The sequence below is a fragment of the Bradyrhizobium sp. SZCCHNR1015 genome (assembly GCF_032489875.1).
Lineage (GTDB): Bacteria > Pseudomonadota > Alphaproteobacteria > Rhizobiales > Xanthobacteraceae > Bradyrhizobium.
In genome coordinates this window covers 218,637-238,002 of the sequence record NZ_JAUEYW010000003.1, presented here as the reverse complement: position 1 = coordinate 238,002, position 19,366 = coordinate 218,637, and the positions used below count along the sequence as shown (strand labels likewise).

The window sequence follows — 19,366 nt, the reverse complement described above, 5'->3', positions numbered from 1 at the left end:
GCCTGCGGCGGGCCCTCAGGGTGAGGGGCGCGAGTTGTCTGCTGAGTGGCCGCTGAGTGCCAGCGCCGGGCTCGATGCCCGCTCCTCATGGTGAGGAGCGCCGCGCCGGATGAAATCTGATGTGCGCGATACTGTCTCGGGCGCGGCGCGTCTCGAACCATGAGGCCCCAGATGCCACGCCCGTAACTCCCCGGGAACCCGCCCCGGTCACACTCCCGTGTGGACCGGGTGCGCAGGTGGGAAAGTCTTGGCACGGCGCGTGCCTCATGGATGCCTTTGTGATAGGGTGAACATCCGGGCAACTTGGAGAAATCGTTGAGCGGCCTCAGCAACGAGCCGGCCCCGCCGGCAAGCAGCACTCCCGACGGCCTTGCGCGGCTCAAGCTGACGCAGGCGCTCAAGCGGGCGCAGTATGCCATCGCCTGGGAGCGCGGCTGGCCGCATCTGGCGCGGCTGTTGATGGTCGTCGGCCTGTTCCTGATCGTGTCGTGGGCCGGGCTGTGGCTCGGCCTGCCGTTCGCGGCGCGCATGATCGGCGTGTCGCTGTTTCTCCTGCTTTTGCTCGGCGCCGCCGTGCCGATGCTGCGCTACCGCTGGCCGAGCCGCGAGGAGGGCCTGTCGCGGCTCGACCGCGGCTCCGGCATCGCCCATCGCCCGGCCACCGCGCTGACCGATACGCTCACCACCAAGGATCCGATCGCGCAGGCGCTGTGGCAGGCGCAGCGCGAGCGCACGCTCGCCTCGGTCAAGCGCATCCGCGCCGGCACGCCGCGGCCGCGGCTGTTGCTGCACGATCCCTGGGCGGTGCGCGCGCTGGTCGTGGTGCTGCTGGTCGCGACCTATTTTGCCGCCGGCGACGAGCGGCCGATGCGCATTGCCTCCGCGTTCGACTGGAACGGCGTGCTGACGCCGGTTGCGATCCGCGTCGATGCCTGGATCAAGCCGCCGCTCTATACGGCGAAGCCGCCGATCATCCTGTCCGCCGCCAACAAGGAAGGCGCGGTGCCGGCGAGCGGTCCGATCGTGGTCCCCGCGGGCTCGACCCTGATCATCCGCTCCAGCGGCGGCAATCTCGATGTCATCACCGGTGGCGGCGTCGCCGAGGCCGCGGCGAGCGAGGTCGCCGCCGGCGACGCCGCGCCGAAGGGCACCACCGAGAAGCACTACACCATCAAGGCCGACGGCACCGTGCATGTGCGCGCGCCGTCGGGGCAGCCGCAATGGGTGTTTTCGGCGACGCCGGACAAGCCGCCGGTCATCAGCATGGCCAAGGACCCCGAGCGCCAGGCGCGCGGCTCGCTGAAACTGTCCTACAAGATCGAGGATGATTACGGCGTCACCGAAGCCCGCGCCAAGGTCGCCGCGCGTGCCGCCGAGGCCAAGTCGGACGCCAAGACGACTGATACGCCCGCGGCGCGGCCGCTGTTCCAGCCGCCGGAGTTTCCGCTGGTGCTGCCGAACGCGCGCACCCGCAACGGCGTCGGCCAGACCGTCAAGGACCTCAGCGAGGACCCCTATGCCGGCGCCGACGTCACGCTCACCTTGACCGCCAAGGACGAGGCCGGCAACGAGGGCACCAGCGAGCCGTTCGAGACCAGGCTGCCGGAGCGGCTGTTCACCAAGCCCTTGGCGCGGGCGCTGATCGAGCAGCGGCGGATTTTGGCGCTCGACGGCAACCGCAATGGCGAGGTGTTCACCGCGCTCGACGCGCTGGCGATCGCGCCTGAGCTGTTCACGCCGGAGCTCGGCCAGTATCTCGGCCTGCGCGCGGTGACGCGGCAGCTCGAGGCCGCCCGCACCGACGACGCGCTGCGCGAGGTCGTGGCGAGCCTGTGGGCGCTCGCGGTGACGATCGAGGACGGCAACATCAGTGACGTCGACAAGGCGTTGCGCGCGGCGCAGGACGCGCTGAAGCAGGCGCTGGAGCGCGGCGCCAGCGACGAGGAGATCAAGAAGCTCGCCGAGGATCTGCGCAAGGCGATGGACAACTACATGCGCCAGCTCGCCGAGCAGCTGCGCAACAATCCGCAGATGGCGCAGCGGCCGCTCGACCAGAACACCAAGGTGCTGCGCCAGCAGGACCTGCAGAACATGATCGACCGCATGGAGCGGTTGTCGCGCCAGGGCGACAAGGAGGGCGCGCGCGAGCTGCTCGAGCAGCTCCAGCAGATGCTGGAGAATTTGCAGATGGCGCAGCCCAACCAGGGCGGCGACCAGGACATGGAGCAGGCGCTCAACGAGCTCGGCGACATGATCCGCAAGCAGCAGCAGCTCCGCGACAAGACCTTCAAGCAGGGCCAGGACTCCCGCCGCAACCGCAACAGGCAGGGTCAGCAGGGCGACCAGGACCAGAGCATGAGCGACCTGCAGCAGGACCAGCAGGCGCTGCGCGACCGGCTTAAGCAGCTTCAGGAGCAGCTCGCCAAGCGCGGCATGGGCCAGAAGGGCGAAAAGGGACAGAAGGGTCAGAAAGGCCAGAAGGGCCAGCCCGGCCAGCAGGGCGAGCCCGGTGATCAAGGCGACCAGGGCGATTCTGGCGACGGGCTCGACGATGCCGACAGCGCGATGGGCGATGCCGGCAGCCAGCTCGGCGACAACAATGCCGACGGCGCGGTGGAGTCGCAGGGCAAGGCGCTCGATGCGCTGAAGAAGGGCGCGCAGAGCCTCGCCGAGGCGATGCAGCAGGGCGATGGCGACCAGCCCGGCGACGGCCCGGGCCAGCGCGCCGGCCGCCAGCAGGGCGCGCAGCAGACCGATCCGCTGGGACGTCCGATGCATCCCGGCCGCGACATCGACGATTTCTCGCAGAAGATTCCCGGCGAGATCGACGTGCAACGCGTCCGGCGCATTTTGGAAGAACTGCGCCGCCGGCTCGGCGATCAGTCGCGGCCGCAGCTCGAGCTCGACTACATCGAGCGACTGCTGAAGGACTACTGAGGCGCGCTCAGTGCCGCCGTCAGTAGCGCTTCTCGGACAGGATGCGCGCCGCATGCTGCAGCTTGTCGACCGAGCGCTCGGTGTCGGTCAGCGCGCAGCAGCTGACCAGCGTATCGATGATCGCAAGCTGCGCGACGCGGCTGCTCATCGCCTCCGGCCGGTAGCGCGTCTCGTTGGCGACGGTGTAGAGCAGCACCTCGCAATGCGCCGCCAGCGGCGACTTGCCGAGCCGGGTGATGCCGATGGTGCGCGCGCCCGCCGCCTGCGCCAGCCGGGTCGCCAGCACCGTCTCGACCGTGCTGCCGGAATGCGACACCGTGACGGTCGCGACCTCGGGCCCGGTCATCCCGGCGCTGACCGCCTGGACATGGGAGTCGACGATGGCATTGGCCGCCAGCCCGAGCTGCAGCAGCCGATACGACAGATCCTGCGCGATCGGCGCCGAGCTGCCGATGCCGTAGATCTCGACCCGCCGCGCCTGCCGCAGCAGCGTCGCCGCCTGCGCCAGCGCGTCCATCGACAACAGCCGCCGCGTCTCCTGCAGCGAGGCGGCATGCGCGGCGAAGATGTGGTCCGTGACCGTCGCCGGATCGTCGCCGCGATGCAGGTCTTCCTGGATCAGCCTGACAGGCTCGATCAGGTCCCGCGCCAGCATGATCTTGAGCTCCTGGAAGCCGCGCACCCCGACCCGCCGGCAGAACGAGACGATCGTCCCCTCGCTGACGCCGCAGGCTTCCGCGACCTCGGTGATCGACATGTGGATGAACGGCTCCGGCCGGGCGATGACCAGCTCCGCGATCTGCCTGGCCTTGGGCGGCAGCTCGTTCTGCAGCTCACGCACGCGGGCCAGGATGCCGTTCACGCCCGGTCCAGAACGAAAGGTCGATTCCGTCACGCTGCGCCCCGATACTGAGGAAATCTCATTCAGACTCATTTCGTAAATAAAAATTTCACAGCGCTGTCAAGCCGCGCTGATACGCCAGGGACGTTCGCAGGAGCTGGCCGGGCTCGCCCCGCCAATCCTGACGATGGTCTTCAGGATTTCAAAAGGTCGTATCAGCATGACAACACGTCGCGATTTCTTGGCAGGCGCCACGGCGGCGGCTGCCTTCGCCAGCATCCGCCAGGCGCTCGCCATTCCGGCACGGCGCCGGACCGGCACCATTCAGGACGTCAAGCACATCGTCATCCTGATGCAGGAGAACCGCTCGTTCGACCATTACTTCGGCACGCTGCGCGGCGTGCGCGGCTTCGGCGACCGCTTCCCGATCCCGCTCGAGAGCGGCAAGCCGGTCTGGTTCCAGTCCGACGGCAGCCGCGAGATTCCGCCCTATCACCGCGACTCCACGACCTCCAACGCGCTGGTCGGCTATGGCACGCCGCACTCCTTCGGCGACAGCCAGGCGGCGTGGAATCAGGGCAAGATGGGCTATTGGGCGAAGTACAAGACGCCCTATGCGATGGGCTATTTCGGCCGCGACGACATCCCGTTCCAGTTCGCCCTCGCCGAAGCGTTCACGATCTGCGACGCCTACCACGCTTCCATCACCACCGGCACCGATCCGAACCGCATCGTGTTCTGGTCCGGCTCCAACTTCAACCCGGCGCTGCGCGCCCAGGGCATCAACTCCACCACCAACGATTCCGAGCCCAACAACCTGCGCTGCTGGCCGAACCCGCACAATTGGGGCGCCGGCCAGCCGCAGCCGCAGGCCAACTACAAATATGTCGGCAGCGACTTCGCCTGGGATACGCTGCCCGATCTGCTCAACAAGGCCGGCGTGAGCTGGCACATCTATCAGGACATGAACGACAACTGGACCGGCGCAATGCACGGCTGTCTGGCGTTCTCCAGCTTCCGTCACGCCCAGCCGAACGATCCGAACTACGTGCACGGCCTGACCGGCGGCCCGGACTATCTCGACCGGCTGAAGGCCGACGTCATGGCCGGCACCCTGCCGCAGGTGTCGTGGATCCTGCCGACGCAGGCCAATTCCGAGCATCCCGGCGGCGGCAGCCCGACCCGTGCCGGCAATTTCACCGACCAGGTGCTGGAAGCGCTGACGGCCAATCCCGACGTCTGGAGCCAGACCGTCTTCTTCCTGACCTTCGACGAGAATGACGGCTTCTTCGATCATCTGCCGGCCCCCGCGGTGCCGTCCTACGACATCAACGGCAAGCTGATGGGCAAGGCGACCCTGCCGCTCGACGGCGAGTATTTCTCCAACACCGTCGGCAACGTGCTGACCGCGACCGACACGGTCAGCGGCAACATCCGCCCCTGGGGCCTTTCCGCGCGGGTGCCGATGTATGTGGTGTCGCCGTGGAGCAAGGGCGGCTGGGTCAACTCGCAGGTGTTCGACCACACCTCGGTCGGCCGCTTCCTGGAGAAGCGCTTCGGCATCAAGGTCGAGGCGATCAGCCCGTGGCACCGCGCCGTCTCCGGCGATCTCACCTCGGCGTTCGATTTCGCCAGCCCCAACGATCCGCGCTTCCCGGAGCTGCCCGACCAGAGCAACTGGCAGGCGTCGGACGCGCATCAGAAGACCTTGCCGGCGCCGGTTGCGCCCGCGACGCCGCAGCCGCTGTTCCAGGAGAGCGGCGCGCGCTATTCGCGCCCGCTGCCCTACATCCTGCACGCCACCGCGAAGGTCGACGCCGCCGCGGGCAAGGTGAAGCTCTTGTTCGCCAACACCGGCTTTGCCGGCGCCGTGTTCCACGTCTACGACAAGCAGCGTCTCGATCTCATTCCGCGCCGCTACACCGTCGAGGCCGGCAAGATGATCGACGACGAATGGAGCGTCGGCAGCGATGGCCTGTATGATCTCTGGGTGCTCGGCCCGAACGGCTTCCACCGTCACTTCAAGGGTGACCTCGACAAGGTCAGGCCGTCGAATGCCGCCAACCCCGAGATCTTCGTCGGTTACAACGTCTTCGAGGGCGGCCTGCACATGCAGCTGCGCAATGACGGCCATGCCCGCGTGAGCTTCACGGTGAAGTCGAACGAGATCTACGGGCCGTTGCAGGCCGTCACCGCCTCGGTCTCGGCCGCGCTGGAGCCGCAATGTCCGGGCTTCGGTCCGCTGCCCGGCTTCCATCCGGTGGGCTTCGGCGCGGTGCCCGGCTTCCGCTCGGCGCCCGACTTCGATGCTCCGGGCTTCGGCTTTGGCGCGCCGACGTTCTTCCCGGGGCCGAGCCATGGCGGTCCGTCGACCTCGTGGACCGTCAAGGTGTCGGCACCCGGACGCCACGGCGAGCTGTACTGGCACCTGCGCAAGTCCGGCCTGTGGTACGACTTCGTCGTCACCAGCGACACCGACGACAGCTTCTATCGCCGCGTCGCTGGCCACGTCGAGACCGGCCGTCCCTCGTTCAGCGATCCCGGCATGGCGCTGGCCGATCGCTTCTGATCGATGGATCTCATCTGAGTTCGGGGAGGGCGCCCATGGGCGCCCTTTCGCTTTGCGTCAGCTGCTGCCGAGGTCGTGGATCACGGGCGACAGGCTGGCTGAGGAGATATCCAGCGTCGCCAGCGTGATCGGCAGCCTGAAGCGGCGCGGCCCTGCGCTGCCCGGATTCAGGTAGAGCACGCCGTCGCGTGTCTCGACGCCCGCGCGATGCGAATGGCCGGACACGATGATGTCGATACACGCCGTTGCAGGATCGATCGCGAGATCGTGGACGTCATGCACGACATGGACGGCACGTGTGCCGAGCCTGATGGTCTCGGTCGCAGGATAGGCATTCGCCCAGTCTGCCGTGTCGATGTTGCCGCGGATCGCAGTCACCGGCGCGATCGAGCGAAGCTGCTCGACGATGTCGGGGCGGCCGATATCGCCGGCGTGGATGATGTGGTCGACGCCGGCCAGACGTCGCACGGCCTCCGGTCGTAGCAGCCCATGAGTGTCGGAGATGATTCCAACCTTGAGCATCGTTTCCCGCCGGGGTGATGGGCATCGCCTCAGGCGATCGTGAGAATCTCCAGCTCTTGTCCGGTCACCTCGACGACGTCGCCGACTGATTTGCCCATCAGCAGCCGCGCCACCGGTGAGACGTAGGAGATCATGCCGCGCTTCGGATCGGCCTCGTCCTCGCCGACGATAGTGTAGGTCTGCACGCGGCCGTCGCCGCGCTTGAACGTCACGGTGCTGCCGAACGCGATCTGATCGGTCGAGGCCGGTGCCGGCATCACCTGCGCGGTCCGCACACGCGCTGCAAAGTAGCGTGCGTCGCGCAGCGGCAGCGCCGACTCCCGCCGCCGTTCATTCACGTTCTCGATTTTCTGCGCCGCTTCATAGGCCGTCTGCGCCTGAAGCAGCTGCGCCTCCAGCGCCTTGAGGCCGGCGTCGGTGACGAGGTTCGGATGCGGCGAGACCGGCCGGTCGGGCAGCTGCGTCTCGGCCGCCGTCTCGGCGCTCTCTTCCTTGGTGAATGCGACGCTCACGCGGGACTCCTGAAAAAGGCCGCGAGATATCGCGGCCCTCAGGAGAGATCATGCCGGCTGTGCGGATTTCAAGCCGTGCGCATACGGCGTGCGAGCGCGCTTGACAGATGCGGCTGGGCGCGTTCTAATATTCGAACTATAGTTCGCAATCCGAACCATAGCAAGACAAGATGCGGGTCGTCAAGGCCCGGCGCCAAGCAGGAAACGCGGAGCTCCCCCGTGGACGAGGACAGCAAGGCTGGCAAAAGCGTCGTGCAGTCGCTGGCCAAGGGTTTTCAGGTGCTGAACGCCTTCACGAGCGACGCGCCCGAATTGGTGCTCGCCGACGTCGCGCGCCGCGCCACGCTCGACAAGGGCACCACCTTCCGCTTGCTCAACACCCTCGTGATGCTCGGCTATGTCGAGAAGGTCGGCGACACCAGGCGCTTCCGCCTGACGTTGAAATGCCTCGACCTCGGCTTCAACGCGATCGCTCGCTCGGAGTTGCGCGACCAGGCCCGCCCGATCCTGCGCAGCCTGGTCGGCGAGATGAACGAGGCCGCCTCGCTCGCGGTGCTCGACGGCAGCGACATCGTCTATGTCGAGCGCATCCAGGCGGGCCTCGTCCGGCTCGGCGTCGACGTCCGGATCGGCAGCCGCGCGCCGGTCTATTCCACCGCTGTCGGCCAGGCGATCCTGTCGCTGCTGCCGGTGCAGACGCAGATCGAGGTGCTCGAAGCGCAGCCGCGCATCAAGCGCACCGAAACCACGATCACGGATCTCGACGCGCTGCTGCAGCGCCTGCGCCAGGTGAAGGCCGCCGGCTACGCGCTCTCGAATCAGGAGAATGCACCGGGACTGTGCGTGCTCGCCGCACCGGTCGTCGATCGCGACGGCGTGCCGCTCGCAGCGATCAGCGTCGCCGCCCCGACCATGCGCGTGTCAGCCGATGAGTTCGAGCGCACCGGCGTCGCGCCGCTGCTGCGCGCCGCGGCGCAATTGTCGCGCGCGCTCGAAGCCATGGGCGGCGCCACCGCCACCGTTTCCAGCCGATGACACCAGAACTCATCAGGAGCCCGACATGAACGTCATGACCAACTTCAAGGGGATCATCCCGGCGATCGCCGTCCCCTTCAACGCCGATCACTCGATCGACGAGGCCGAGCTGACGCGCTATGCGGCGTGGCTCGGCAGGCGCCGCGGCATTGTCGGCATCATGACCAACGGCCACACCGGCGAGGTGTTCAGCCTCACCGCAAGAGAGCGCGCGGAGGTGACGCGCATCGTCGCCAGGGCGCTGACCGGCATCTGCCCGACGATCTCCTCCGTCGTCTGCGAAGGCATCAAGGACGGCATCGAGCATGCGCTGATGGCCAAGGAGGCCGGCGCCACCGCGCTCGACATCATGCCGCCGCATCACTGGCTGCGCTTCGGCTTCAAGCGCGAGCACTGCCTGGACTATTTCAACGCTATCGGCGAGGCGACCAGGCTGCCGCTGATCGTGCACGTCTATCCGGCCTGGACCCGCGCCTCGTTCTCCTCCGAGCTGCTCGCCGAGCTCGCCCGGCTCGACCACGTCCAGGCGTTCAAGATCGGCACCCGCGAGATGAACAAATATGCCCGCGACCTCAAGGCAATCCGCGCGGCGGCCCCGGACAAGGCGCTCTTGACCTGCCACGACGAATACCTGCTGGCGTCGATGGTGCAGGGCGTCGACGGCGCGTTGGTCGGCTTCGCGTCGCTGATTCCGGATCTCATCTACGATCTGTTCGCCGCGGTGACGGCCGGTGATCTCAAGCTGGCGATGAAGTTGCAGGCCATGATCGATCCGTTGAAGGACGCGGTGTATGGCGGCGGCGAGCCGACCGGAGAGGCGCATGGCCGCATGAAGGCGGCGATGCAGGTCGCCGGCGTGATCCGCGATGCCACCGTGCGGCCGCCGACGCATGCGCCGAGCGCCGAGGAGATGGCCGCGATCCGCGCCGCAGTGGCCGCGGCCGGGCTGACGGTGCAGGCTGCAGCCTGAGCAACGAGAGGCGACGGCCGGTGACGGCCGCTGCCTGTGATCATAAAAACAAGAGACCGGGTGGACGCTCATGCTGATGATGGATGTCGACGATGCGCAACGGCGCGCTGCTGACACGCCCGACGATGTGCTGATCGCGATCGACCAGGTCTCGAAGACCTATGTCTCGGCCTCCGGTGCGGCGGTGCATGCGTTGAGCCGCGTCTCGCTGGATATCAAGCCGGGCGAGTTCGTGTGCGTGGTCGGCCCGTCCGGCTGCGGCAAGAGCACGTTGTTGCGTCTGCTCGCCGGTCTCGACGGCTACAGCGATGGCCGGCTGCTGCTCGATGGCGAGCCCGTCGCCGGTCCCTCGCGCAAGGTCGGCGTCGTGTTCCAGGCCGCCAACCTGCTGCCGTGGATGACGGTGCGCGACAATGTCGGGCTGCCCTTGCGCGTCGGCGGCAAACATGCGCCGGCCGGCGATCGCATCGAACGTCTGCTCGCCGTCACCGGTCTCGGCGATTTCGGCGACAAATATCCCTATGAGCTGTCCGGCGGCATGCAGCAGCGCGCCGGGATCTGCCGCGCCCTGGCGCGCGATCCCGAGATCCTGCTGATGGACGAGCCGTTCGGCGCGCTCGACGCGCTGACCCGCGAGCGTCTGAACCTCGAGCTGCAGCGCATCTGGCAGGAGAACCGCAAGACCATCCTGCTGATCACCCACTCGATCTCGGAAGCCATCTTCCTCGCCGACCGCGTCATCGTGATGTCGGCGCGTCCCGGCCGCATCCTGGCCGATCTCGCCGTTCCCATTCCGCGGCCGCGGTCGTTCGACGACATCGTGCTGCATCCGGACTATGCGCGGCTCGCCAGGGAGGTCCGCGGGCTGCTCAATGCGCAGGAGCATGGCCATGACTGATCTTGCCAACGTCGCCGTGTCAGCCATGTCGCAGAAGCCAGCGAGTCCACGCCGCGGCATCAGCCTGGGATCGCCGATCGCCTGGACCGGTCTCGCGGTGCTGATCCTGAGCTGGATCGCCGCGGTCAACCTGCTGAACATCCCGTCCTACATCCTGCCGAAGCCCGAAGCGGTGGTCCGCGCGCTTTGGTCGGGGCTCGCGGTCAGCCCGGCCAGTCCGCTCGGCTACTACCTGCCGCTGTGGAGCACTCTCAGCAACGCCGCTGTCGGCTGCGCCATCGGCGTCGGGCTCGGCCTCGTCATCGGCTCGCTGATGGCCGAGGTCGAGGCCATCGAACGGCTGGTGATGCCCTATGCGTTCGCGCTGCAGAGCTTGCCGAAGGTGGCGATCGCACCGCTGATCGTGATCTGGTTCGGTTTCGGCGACGGCTCCAAGATCGCGATCTCGGCGCTGCTGTCGTTCTTCCCGGTGCTGATCAACAGCTTCACCGGGCTGCGCGCCGTAGAGCCGGAGCGCGTCGACCTGATGCGCTCGCTGTCGGCGTCGCGGCTCGAGACCTATCGCATCGTCAAGCTGCCGAATGCCGCCCCCTTCATCTTCGCTGGCCTCGACATGGCGGTGGTGTACGCGCTGCTCGGCGCGATCGTCGCCGAGTTCTTGGGCGCTCAGCGCGGCATGGGGGTGGTCATCACCCAGGCGCAAGCCGTCTCCGATGTCGCAGGCGTGTTCGCCGCGCTGATCATTCTCGGCGTGCTCGGCATCGTGCTGCACGGGATCGTGCGCTGGTGCGAGGCCAAGGTCGTGCACTGGGGCGCCAATCGGAGAAAATAGGACAACAGGGAGGGAACGTAGGATGGTTTCGCGCAGGTCATTCCTGAAGAGCAGCGCCAGCGCGGCGCTGCTGGTGAGCGGCGCCCCGGCCGGCCTGATGGCGGCGGACGCCAAGAAGATTCGCTTCGGTGTCGGGCTCAAGGCGCTCAACGCCACCATCATCAATTGCGTGATCGGCGAGGCGCTCGGCTACAACGCGCAGGAAGGGTTCTCGCTCGATGTCCAGGCGCTCGGCACCAATGCCAACGTCCAGGTCGCGACCGACCGCGGCTCCGTCACCATCGGCGTCGGCGTGCCGTCGACGGCGCTGCCGCTGCTCGCCAAGGGCGAATGGGGTGGCGCGAAACTGTTCTATCAATATACTTATCCGTACAAATGGGACATCGCCGTCCCGCCCGGCTCCGCGCTCAAGAGCTACACGGACCTCAAGGGCAAGAAGATCGGCGTGTCCGACTTCGGCGCCACCGAATATCCGGTGACCAAGAACGTGCTGAAGGCGCTCGGCCTCGATCCGGACAAGGATGTGAGCTGGGTCGCGGTCGGCAACGGCACGCCGGCGGGCGTCGCCCTGCAGCGCGGCGTGATCGATGCGCTCGCCTATTTCGATACGGGCTTCGGCCAGATCGAGGCGGCTGGCATCGAGCTGGCCTATCTGCCGCGTCCGACCACGATCCCGATGGTCGGCGGTCAGTTCTTGATGGCGATGCCGCAGACGTTCGAGAAGGACAGGGATCTCCTGGTTGGCTTTGGCCGCTCGGTGTGCAAGGCGTCGCAATTCCTGCTCGCCAATCCGACCGCCGGCGCCAGGGCCTTTCTCAAGATGTACCCGGAGACGGCGCCGCGCGGTGCCAGCGAGGACGCGGCGGTCAAGGCCGTGCTGCAGTCGATCAGCCGCCGGATCAAGCTCTACGCGCCGCCCTATGCCGATACGAAGATGGGCGCGATCAACGAGCAGGAGTTCCGCACCGAGGCCGCGATGAACGGGCTGGACATCAAGGACTACAATGCGCTCTACACCAACGAGCTGATCGACAAGATCAACAATTTCGACGCCGTGAAGGTGAAGGCCGAGGCGGCTGCGTACAAGGGATGACGGTGGAGAGCCACGACAGCAGCACCGATCGCGGCCATGCCGTGGTGACCGGAGCCAGCTCCGGCATCGGCCGCGCGGTTGCCGAGCGCCTGCTTGCCGGCGGCTGGCGCGTAACCGGCATCGACCGTGCAGCCTCGGCGCTGTCGCATCCGCGTTTTGCGAGCTTGCAGGCTGATCTGTCGGACACGCCTGTGCTCATCGAGGTCCTGGCTGAGGTTGGTACGGTCACCGCGCTCGTCCATGCCGCAGGCTACATGCGGGTCGGCCGGCTTGGCGAGCTCGCACCTGACGACAGTGAGGGCATGTGGCGCGTCCATGTTGGCGCGGCTGAAGCGTTGGCCAACGCGCTGGCGCCTGATATGCGCGAGGGCGGGCGGATCGTGCTGATCGGCAGCCGCACCGCCAACGGCGCGGCCGGCCGCAGCCAGTACGCCGCGACCAAGGCGGCACTCACCGGTCTCGCGCGCTCCTGGGCGATCGAGCTGGCGCCGCGCCAAGTCACCGTCAACGTCATCGCGCCAGCCGCCACGGACACGCCGTTCCTGCGCGACCCCAGCCGCGCCGGCACCGCGCCGGTGCTGCCGCCGATGGGCCGCTACGTCGATCCAGGCGAAGTGGCCGCGCTCACCGCCTTCCTGCTGTCGCCGGAAGCGGCTGCCATCACCGGACAGACCATCACCATCTGCGCCGGCGCCTCGCTCTGACGCGGCGCTCGCGACCACGATCAGGAGATTGACCATGACCGTTCGTATCGTCGACGTCCGCGAGGTGACGAAGCCGATCTCATCGCCGATCCGCAATGCCTATATCGATTTCACCAAGATGACGTCGAGCCTCGTTGCCGTCATCACCAATGTCGAGCGCAACGGGCGTCCTGTCGTCGGCTACGGCTTCAACTCCAACGGCCGCTACGGCCAGGGCGGCCTGATCCGCGAGCGTTTTCGCGCGCGACTCCTTGAAGCCGATCCCAAATCGCTGCTCGATGCCACGAAGGACAACATCGATCCCGACAAGGCCTGGGCGGCGATGATGATCAACGAGAAGCCCGGCGGTCACGGCGAGCGCTCGGTCGCGGTCGGCACGTTGGACATGGCGATCTGGGACGCGGTTGCCAAGATCGCCGACAAGCCGCTGTTCCGTCTGCTCGCGGAGCGCCACAACCGCAAGGCCGATCGGCGCGTGTTCGTCTACGCCGCCGGCGGCTATTACTATCCCGGCAAGGATCTCTCGGCGCTGCGCCGGGAGATGCGCGGCTATCTCGAGCGCGGCTACACCGTCGTGAAGATGAAGATCGGCGGCGCGCCGATCGATGAGGACCGCGAACGCATCGAGGCCGTGCTCGCCGAGATCGGCCCGAGCAACCAACTCGCCGTCGATGCCAATGGCCGCTTCGACCTGGAGACCGCTGTCGCCTACGCCAAGATGCTGCGCGACTATCCGCTGTTCTGGTACGAGGAGGCGGGCGATCCGCTCGACTATCATCTGCAGGCGACGCTCGCCGATTTCTATCCGGGCCCGATGGCGACCGGCGAGAACCTGTTCAGCCACCACGACGCCCGCAACCTGATCCGCTATGGCGGCATGCGCCCCGACCGCGACTGGCTGCAGTTCGACTGCGCGCTGTCCTACGGCCTGTGCGAATATCTGCGCACGCTCGACGTGCTCAGGACCTATGGCTGGTCGCCGTCGCGTTGCATCCCGCATGGCGGCCACCAGATGTCGCTCAACATCGCCGCCGGCCTCGGCCTCGGCGGCAATGAGAGCTACCCCGACCTGTTCCAGCCCTATGGCGGCTTCCCCGACGGCGTGAAGGTGATCGACGGCCACATCACCATGCCCGACCTCCCCGGCATCGGCTTCGAGGGCAAGTCGGATCTGCATGCGGAGATGCGCGCGCTGAGCGCTTGAGCCGCGCGCCGTTGAGCAGGGGCCTTCGAGACGCGCCGCAAGCCGCACTCTTCAGCATGACGGAAGCTGGCATCTCGAAGGGCGGCCCGGTGGCGGGGCTCACCAGACTCCATCTTCCAGCAGATTCTCCCGCAAGGTCGTACCCGTATATCGCGTCCTGAACCGGCCGCGCCGCTGCAACTCGGGAACGACGAGATCGGCGAACTCCTCGAAGCAGCCGGGCGTGTAGGTCGCCGCCAGCATGAAGCCGTCGGCGCCGCCGTCATCCATGTAGTGCTCGATCTGGTCGGCGATGTCCTTGGCGGTGCCGACCGCGACCGGCATGCCCATGCCCTGCGCGTAGATCATCGCCGCCTCCTTCACGGTCACCGGCGCGCCGCCCTTGGCGTAGATGATCGACTCGAACAGACCCTGAATGCCCGGCACCTCGATGTTCTGCACGATGGCATTGCCGTCGAACTTGGAGAAATCCAGCCCGAAATGGCCGGACATCCAGGCCAGCGCGCCCTCCGGCGGAATGCACTCCTTGATTCGCGCGTACTTCTCCTGCGCCTCCGAGCGTGTTTCCGCGACCACGGTCTGCAGGCCGTAGATCAGCTTCACCGAACCCGGCTTGCGATCGAACTTGCCGGCGAGCCGCTCGTTCAGATCGCCGGCATATTGCCTCATGCGGTCGACGTTCGGATGCACGGCGAAGATCGCCTCGGCATGCTTGGCGGCGAAGTCGCGGCCCTGGTTGGATGAGCCGGCCTGCCATAGCACCGGCCGTCCCTGCGGGGAGGGCGCGCAAAAATGCCGGCCATGGCACTTGTAGTACTTGCCCTCGTGGTTCACGACCTTGATCTTGGCGGGATCAGCATAGATGCCGGACACCTTGTCGGCGATGATCGCATCCGGCTCCCAGGAATCCCACAGCTGGTAGCAGACCTCCATGTATTCCTCGAGCCGGTCGTAGCGGCCGCTGCGCTCGGTCATGGTGTGACCATAGGCATCCCATTCGCTCTTGGAGTAGGACGACACGATGTTCCAGGCGACGCGGCCGCCCGAGAGGTGATCCAGGCTCGAGAGCCTGCGGCACATCGAATAGGGATGCTCGAACGCCGTCGACAGGGTGACGCCGACGCCGAGATGCTTGGTCGCGGTGGTGATGATCGGCACAATCGTCGACGGCTCGTGGGTCGGGCACTGCACAGCCCATTTCACGATCGCGTCGGAGCTGTCCTCGTGTGTGTTGTAGGGCGCGAGCTCATCGGCGATGAACATGGCATCGAACATCCCGCGTTCCATCGTGCGGGCCATGTGCTGCCAGTATTCCGGCCGGGCGAAATCCCAGCCGATCTTGTCCTTGACGTGGCGCCACATTCCGGTGGCGTGACTGTTCACGCCGTGCTGGATGAATCCCAGAAGATGAGCCTTCTTCCTCGTGGTCGTCGTCATGCAATGCTCTCCTTGCGTCCGAAACTCGTCCAGTCCGTCATGAACTTCGGGTGGTCGGTGATCAGGCGCTCTTCTGCTCGACGAAGAAGGCGAGCCCGCATCCAGCCGCCGTCACCAGCGCAAGCAGCGGGCCGGCATAGATCATCGCGGGGGTGAAGCCGACGCCGGCAATGATGACGGCGGACGCGATCACCGAGATCGCTGCCAGCCCGCCATAGCCATAGTCGGGCACGTCGGTCGGCTCGGCGGCGCCGCTGCGATATTCGGCGATGGCGTTCTGCAGGCCGCGCCAGAATCCAGCGAGGAAGAACAGGGTGACGAGAATGCCGACGATGGTGATCAGGACGTACATGGTTGGCTCCTTTGGGATGTCAGAGGGACGGGCGCGCCGAGGACCGGCGCGCCTCGCGCAGCTATTCGGCCGGGGCAGAGACCTCGTCGCCGATACGCTGCAGGCCGGTGAGGTCGAAGTTCTCGCCGCCGATCAGACCCGCGATGACGACGGTCAGCCCGCTGATCGCGACGATCGACAGCGTTCCGATCAGCTCGCCGGCCGTGGCGTAGATCGGCATGCCCACGCCGATCGCCAGCGCGATGCCGCCGACGAAGCCGATCATGTTGGTCTTCGGCCACAGGATGGACAGCACCAGCGGCAGCAGGATCGAGGTCTTCAGCGCATAGGTCGTCAGCACCAATGTCGTGAAGTCGAGGCCGGAGAGCACGATGAGGGTCGCGATGATGCCGCCGAGCAGGACCGAAAGTTTGGTGATCACGAACAGGCTGCTCTCGGAGGTCTGCGGGAAGTAGCGCTTGACGATGTCGACGGCGACGACCGAGGACAGCGCGGCACTGGCGCCGTCGATGGTCGAGTAGCAGGCGGCAAGGATGACGAGCACGTAAAGCAGGACCAGGGTCAGACCGAGGCCGATATGGGAGACGATGTAGGGGCCGACCGCGACGATGTCGCCGCCGAAATCGGCCGGCTTGAGGCCATAGGCGATGCCGACCAGGCCGAGCATGCCCAGGCAGATCGGGATCGGATAGAACAGCGCGCCCGACCAGAGGAACACGCGGCCGACGTCGCGGCTCTTGATGGCCCAGACCTTCTGCCAGAATGTCTGGTCCGAGACCGTTGCCGCGAGGAGGCCGAACGCAAGCGTGATGCCGAAGCCCGCGGCGGCATCGGGACGCAGCACCGACAGGTTGCGGGCATCGGCCGCGCCGGCGGCGTTGAAGACCGCTTCCGATCCGCCCGGGATCGCGGCATACACCGCGGCCACGACAATCGCCGCCGGCACGGTGATCATCAGCGTGTTGAGCGTTCCGGTCATCACGCTCGTCCACAAGCCTCCGAAGTATGAATAGGCGAGCACGCAGATGATGCCGACGACGGTCGCCACCTTCCAGTCGATCCCGAACACCGTCGAGACGACGACGGAGGTGCCCTTGAGATTGATCAGGATCTCCAGGATGATTCCGAAGATCATCGTCACGGTGACGATTGCGGTCGCGGCTTTCGACCTGCCGAACCGGTACTCGATGAACTCGGAGATCGTGTAGCCCTCCGGCATGTTCTTGCGCAGGATGCGGGCGAACGGGATCATCGCCATGACCGCGAAGCCGTTGGGCACCACGAACCAGAACAGGCCGGAGAGGCCCCATTGATACGTCATCGCCGAGCTCATCATCACCGCCATGGCCCAGGTCCAGACGGCGATCACCGAACCGACGCCGAAACCGAAGCCGACTCGGCGGTCGGCGATGATGAAGTCGTGAGTGTTTCGAACGAGGAGGGTCTTCACGGCATAGGACAGGGCGAGTGAGAACAGGCCTAGTCCGATCATCGACGCATACCCGAGGGTCGGCGTCAGGCTCGGCATCGCGGCAAAGATCGATTTGTCCATTGCGATTTCTCCGGGGTTCAGGAACTCTGGTGAAGCGTGTGATAGTTGCGGGCGTGGTAGAGCAGCGGCGCGCCGCCGCCCGCATGGGCGGAGGTCACATTGCAGAGCACGATGGCGTGGTCACCGGACGGGATCAGGTCGACGATGGCAGTGCCCAACTGTCCGAGAGCGCCCGCGATCAGCGGCGCCTGGCCGGCGCCTTCGATCGTCGCCACGTCATCATAGGAGCCGGGTGCGAGCTTGCTCGCGAAGCGATCGGACAATGCCCGTTGGCCGGCGCTGAGGACGGAAATCCCAACGCTCATACCGACGCCGAGGCAGGCGTAACTCTGGCTGTTCTGCGCGACGCAGAACAACACCCGTGGCGGCTGCAACGAGACCGACGTGACCGAGGTGGCTGTGAAGCCATGGAGCTGTCCGCCGCGCCGGAACGTCACGATGCAGACGCCGGATGCGAGCTGGCTGAACACGTCCTTGAAGCCCTGTCGTATGTCGCCGGCGGAAGTGATCGTGGCTTCGAGCGCGCTCATGACATCTGACCTTCGAAAGCGAGTGTGCGATTGTCCCTGAGCGGGCGGATCACCTGCTTCATGAACGGACCGGCGTCACGCATCGGGTCGTCGAACTGACAGACGATGCGATCGAGGCCCAAGGCCTGCAGCTGGGGGATGCGGTTGCGGATGTCCTCGAAGGAACCGATCAGGCCGAGCTCGAAGCCGGCGTTGGAATCGACCATCTGTTCCTCGCCGAGCGCGGCCCAGGCGGCGGCACCGGAGCTGCCGATCACCTTGCGGAAGAAGTCGATCGTCTGTGAATTGCGGCGACCTACGACCGTCTTCCAGCGCTGCCTTGCCTGCTCGGTCGTCTCGGTCGCGATGACGTAGGCATTCGCCGCGATCAGGATCGTCCGGCCCCAGCTGTTGGCCTCCTGACGCACCGCCTCGATGCGCCGTTTCAGCTCCTCGTCGCCCATGCCATTGAGGAACAGGCAATGGCCCCATTCCGCGGCCATCTGCATGGCGCGGCCGGAGTGGCCGGCGATCCACACCTCCGGCAGGGCGTTCTGGTCCAGGCCATAGGTCGGTGGCTGCTTGAGCTCGACCGGCTGCGCCTCTCCAGGCGGAGCGTCCGTCCCGGCAATTTCGGCAGGCGGCTGAAACAGGCCATAGAGCGTGCGCAGGAACTCGCCGGCGCGGTCGTAACGTCCGTCATGATCCAGCCAGTCGACGCCGGACAGGTCGAACTCCTCCTTCCACCAGCCGCAGACGATATTCATGCCGAGCCTGCGCTCCGCGATCTTCGACAGCGTGTCGAGCATCCGGGCGACGAGGAACGGCGAGCGGAAGCCGGGCTTGATGGCGCCGCAAAGCCCGACCTTGCTGGTGACGGCGGCGATCGCCGCCAGAATGCTCCAGGCGTCGGCGACGCTCTCGCTCGGGCCATGGATGCAGTTGAGCAGGTTCTCCGAGGCGTAAAGGAAGTCGAACCCGAGCGCTTCGGCCTGCTGGGCGATCGCGAGACAGGCGGCAACGTCAGGGCCGGTCGGTGCGTCCAGCGAACGCAGCCAGCCGCCATAGACGGGAAGCCAGATGCCGAACTCCATCACGCGACCCCGCATGCTGCGAAGGAGGCGCGCGGAGCACGATCATGGATCGGTGCCTCGTCGGTGGGTGTCGCAGAAGGTGCAGGCGGCATATCCTCGCTGTCCTCGCTCGAAAGCCTTCGTGCGAAGTAATTAGCAAGCGTCTTGCCAAACCGGGTCGCGTGCAGGCGTATGCGGTCGGTGCTGAAAATAGCGGCGTGATTGATCGATAAAACGTCCTGAAGTGCCTGCGGCGAAAGCAGATCGGAACTACTTATTCATTCAGTTCATGCGCACTGAAGTGTATGAATGATGCGGCGCCGCTT

The 19,366-nt window shown here is 66.5% G+C and carries 17 protein-coding genes; 9 read left to right on the top strand and 8 right to left on the bottom strand.

The features are described 5' to 3' along the window. Positions 1-315 precede the first annotated feature (315 nt). On the top strand, positions 316-2,937 hold the full coding sequence (locus QX128_RS07595; protein ID WP_316237097.1) for a TIGR02302 family protein: 2,622 nt from the start codon (positions 316-318) through the stop codon (positions 2,935-2,937). Positions 2,938-2,956: 19 nt separating this feature from the next. On the opposite strand, the gene QX128_RS07590 is transcribed toward QX128_RS07595, so the two are convergent. After that, positions 2,957-3,799: a MurR/RpiR family transcriptional regulator gene (locus QX128_RS07590; protein WP_316237096.1), complete on the bottom strand. Its 843-nt coding sequence runs from the start codon at positions 3,797-3,799 to the stop codon at positions 2,957-2,959. A 199-nt stretch (positions 3,800-3,998) separates the two neighbouring features. On the opposite strand from QX128_RS07590, the gene QX128_RS07585 reads away from it, so the two are divergent. After that, the gene (locus tag QX128_RS07585; RefSeq protein ID WP_316237095.1) at positions 3,999-6,347 is read left to right on the top strand and encodes a phosphocholine-specific phospholipase C; all 2,349 of its coding nucleotides are present in this window, start codon (positions 3,999-4,001) and stop codon (positions 6,345-6,347) included. Between the two features lie 57 nt (positions 6,348-6,404). Here QX128_RS07585 and QX128_RS07580 read toward each other — a convergent pair whose 3' ends face one another. Beyond that, positions 6,405-6,869: a metallophosphoesterase family protein gene (locus tag QX128_RS07580; protein ID WP_316237094.1), complete on the bottom strand. Its 465-nt coding sequence runs from the start codon at positions 6,867-6,869 to the stop codon at positions 6,405-6,407. Positions 6,870-6,898: 29 nt separating this feature from the next. Next, positions 6,899-7,381 carry a transcription elongation factor GreA gene (gene greA / locus QX128_RS07575; protein WP_316237093.1) on the bottom strand — a complete coding sequence of 161 codons (483 nt, stop codon included), beginning with the start codon at positions 7,379-7,381 and terminating at the stop codon, positions 6,899-6,901. A 219-nt stretch (positions 7,382-7,600) separates the two neighbouring features. Between greA and QX128_RS07570 the strand changes: the two genes are divergently transcribed. From QX128_RS07570 to QX128_RS07540, 7 genes are all read left to right on the top strand, one after another. Then, positions 7,601-8,416: an IclR family transcriptional regulator gene (locus QX128_RS07570; protein WP_315805698.1), complete on the top strand. Its 816-nt coding sequence runs from the start codon at positions 7,601-7,603 to the stop codon at positions 8,414-8,416. A gap of 25 nt (positions 8,417-8,441) precedes the next feature. Beyond that, entirely contained in the window at positions 8,442-9,386 is a 945-nt protein-coding gene (locus QX128_RS07565; protein WP_316237092.1) for a dihydrodipicolinate synthase family protein, read from the top strand. Positions 9,387-9,456: 70 nt separating this feature from the next. Then, complete coding sequence (locus tag QX128_RS07560) at positions 9,457-10,284, top strand: ABC transporter ATP-binding protein (RefSeq protein ID WP_315805700.1); 828 nt, start codon at positions 9,457-9,459, stop codon at positions 10,282-10,284. After that, a complete protein-coding gene (locus QX128_RS07555; RefSeq protein ID WP_316237091.1) occupies positions 10,277-11,116 on the top strand; it encodes an ABC transporter permease in 840 nt (279 codons plus the stop codon). Before QX128_RS07560 ends, QX128_RS07555 begins: the two co-directional genes overlap by 8 nt. A gap of 22 nt (positions 11,117-11,138) precedes the next feature. Continuing rightward, the gene (locus tag QX128_RS07550) at positions 11,139-12,209 is read left to right on the top strand and encodes an ABC transporter substrate-binding protein (RefSeq protein WP_316237090.1); all 1,071 of its coding nucleotides are present in this window, start codon (positions 11,139-11,141) and stop codon (positions 12,207-12,209) included. Next, positions 12,206-12,913 carry an SDR family oxidoreductase gene (locus QX128_RS07545; RefSeq protein ID WP_316237089.1) on the top strand — a complete coding sequence of 236 codons (708 nt, stop codon included), beginning with the start codon at positions 12,206-12,208 and terminating at the stop codon, positions 12,911-12,913. Before QX128_RS07550 ends, QX128_RS07545 begins: the two co-directional genes overlap by 4 nt. Positions 12,914-12,947: 34 nt before the next feature. Beyond that, positions 12,948-14,117, top strand: coding sequence for a mandelate racemase/muconate lactonizing enzyme family protein (locus tag QX128_RS07540; protein WP_316237088.1), 1,170 nt, complete (start codon positions 12,948-12,950; stop codon positions 14,115-14,117). A gap of 99 nt (positions 14,118-14,216) precedes the next feature. Here QX128_RS07540 and QX128_RS07535 read toward each other — a convergent pair whose 3' ends face one another. From QX128_RS07535 to QX128_RS07515, 5 genes are all read right to left on the bottom strand, one after another. Next, the gene (locus QX128_RS07535) at positions 14,217-15,554 is read right to left on the bottom strand and encodes an LLM class flavin-dependent oxidoreductase (protein WP_316237087.1); all 1,338 of its coding nucleotides are present in this window, start codon (positions 15,552-15,554) and stop codon (positions 14,217-14,219) included. Between the two features lie 61 nt (positions 15,555-15,615). Beyond that, entirely contained in the window at positions 15,616-15,906 is a 291-nt protein-coding gene (locus QX128_RS07530) for a hypothetical protein (RefSeq protein ID WP_315805706.1), read from the bottom strand. Positions 15,907-15,967: 61 nt separating this feature from the next. Next, a complete protein-coding gene (locus tag QX128_RS07525; RefSeq protein ID WP_316181270.1) occupies positions 15,968-17,458 on the bottom strand; it encodes a sodium:solute symporter family transporter in 1,491 nt (496 codons plus the stop codon). A 17-nt stretch (positions 17,459-17,475) separates the two neighbouring features. Further along, positions 17,476-17,988 carry a flavin reductase family protein gene (locus tag QX128_RS07520; protein ID WP_315805708.1) on the bottom strand — a complete coding sequence of 171 codons (513 nt, stop codon included), beginning with the start codon at positions 17,986-17,988 and terminating at the stop codon, positions 17,476-17,478. After that, on the bottom strand, positions 17,985-19,061 hold the full coding sequence (locus tag QX128_RS07515; protein ID WP_315805709.1) for an LLM class flavin-dependent oxidoreductase: 1,077 nt from the start codon (positions 19,059-19,061) through the stop codon (positions 17,985-17,987). The genes QX128_RS07520 and QX128_RS07515 overlap by 4 nt, the downstream gene beginning before the upstream one ends. Positions 19,062-19,366 lie beyond the last annotated feature (305 nt).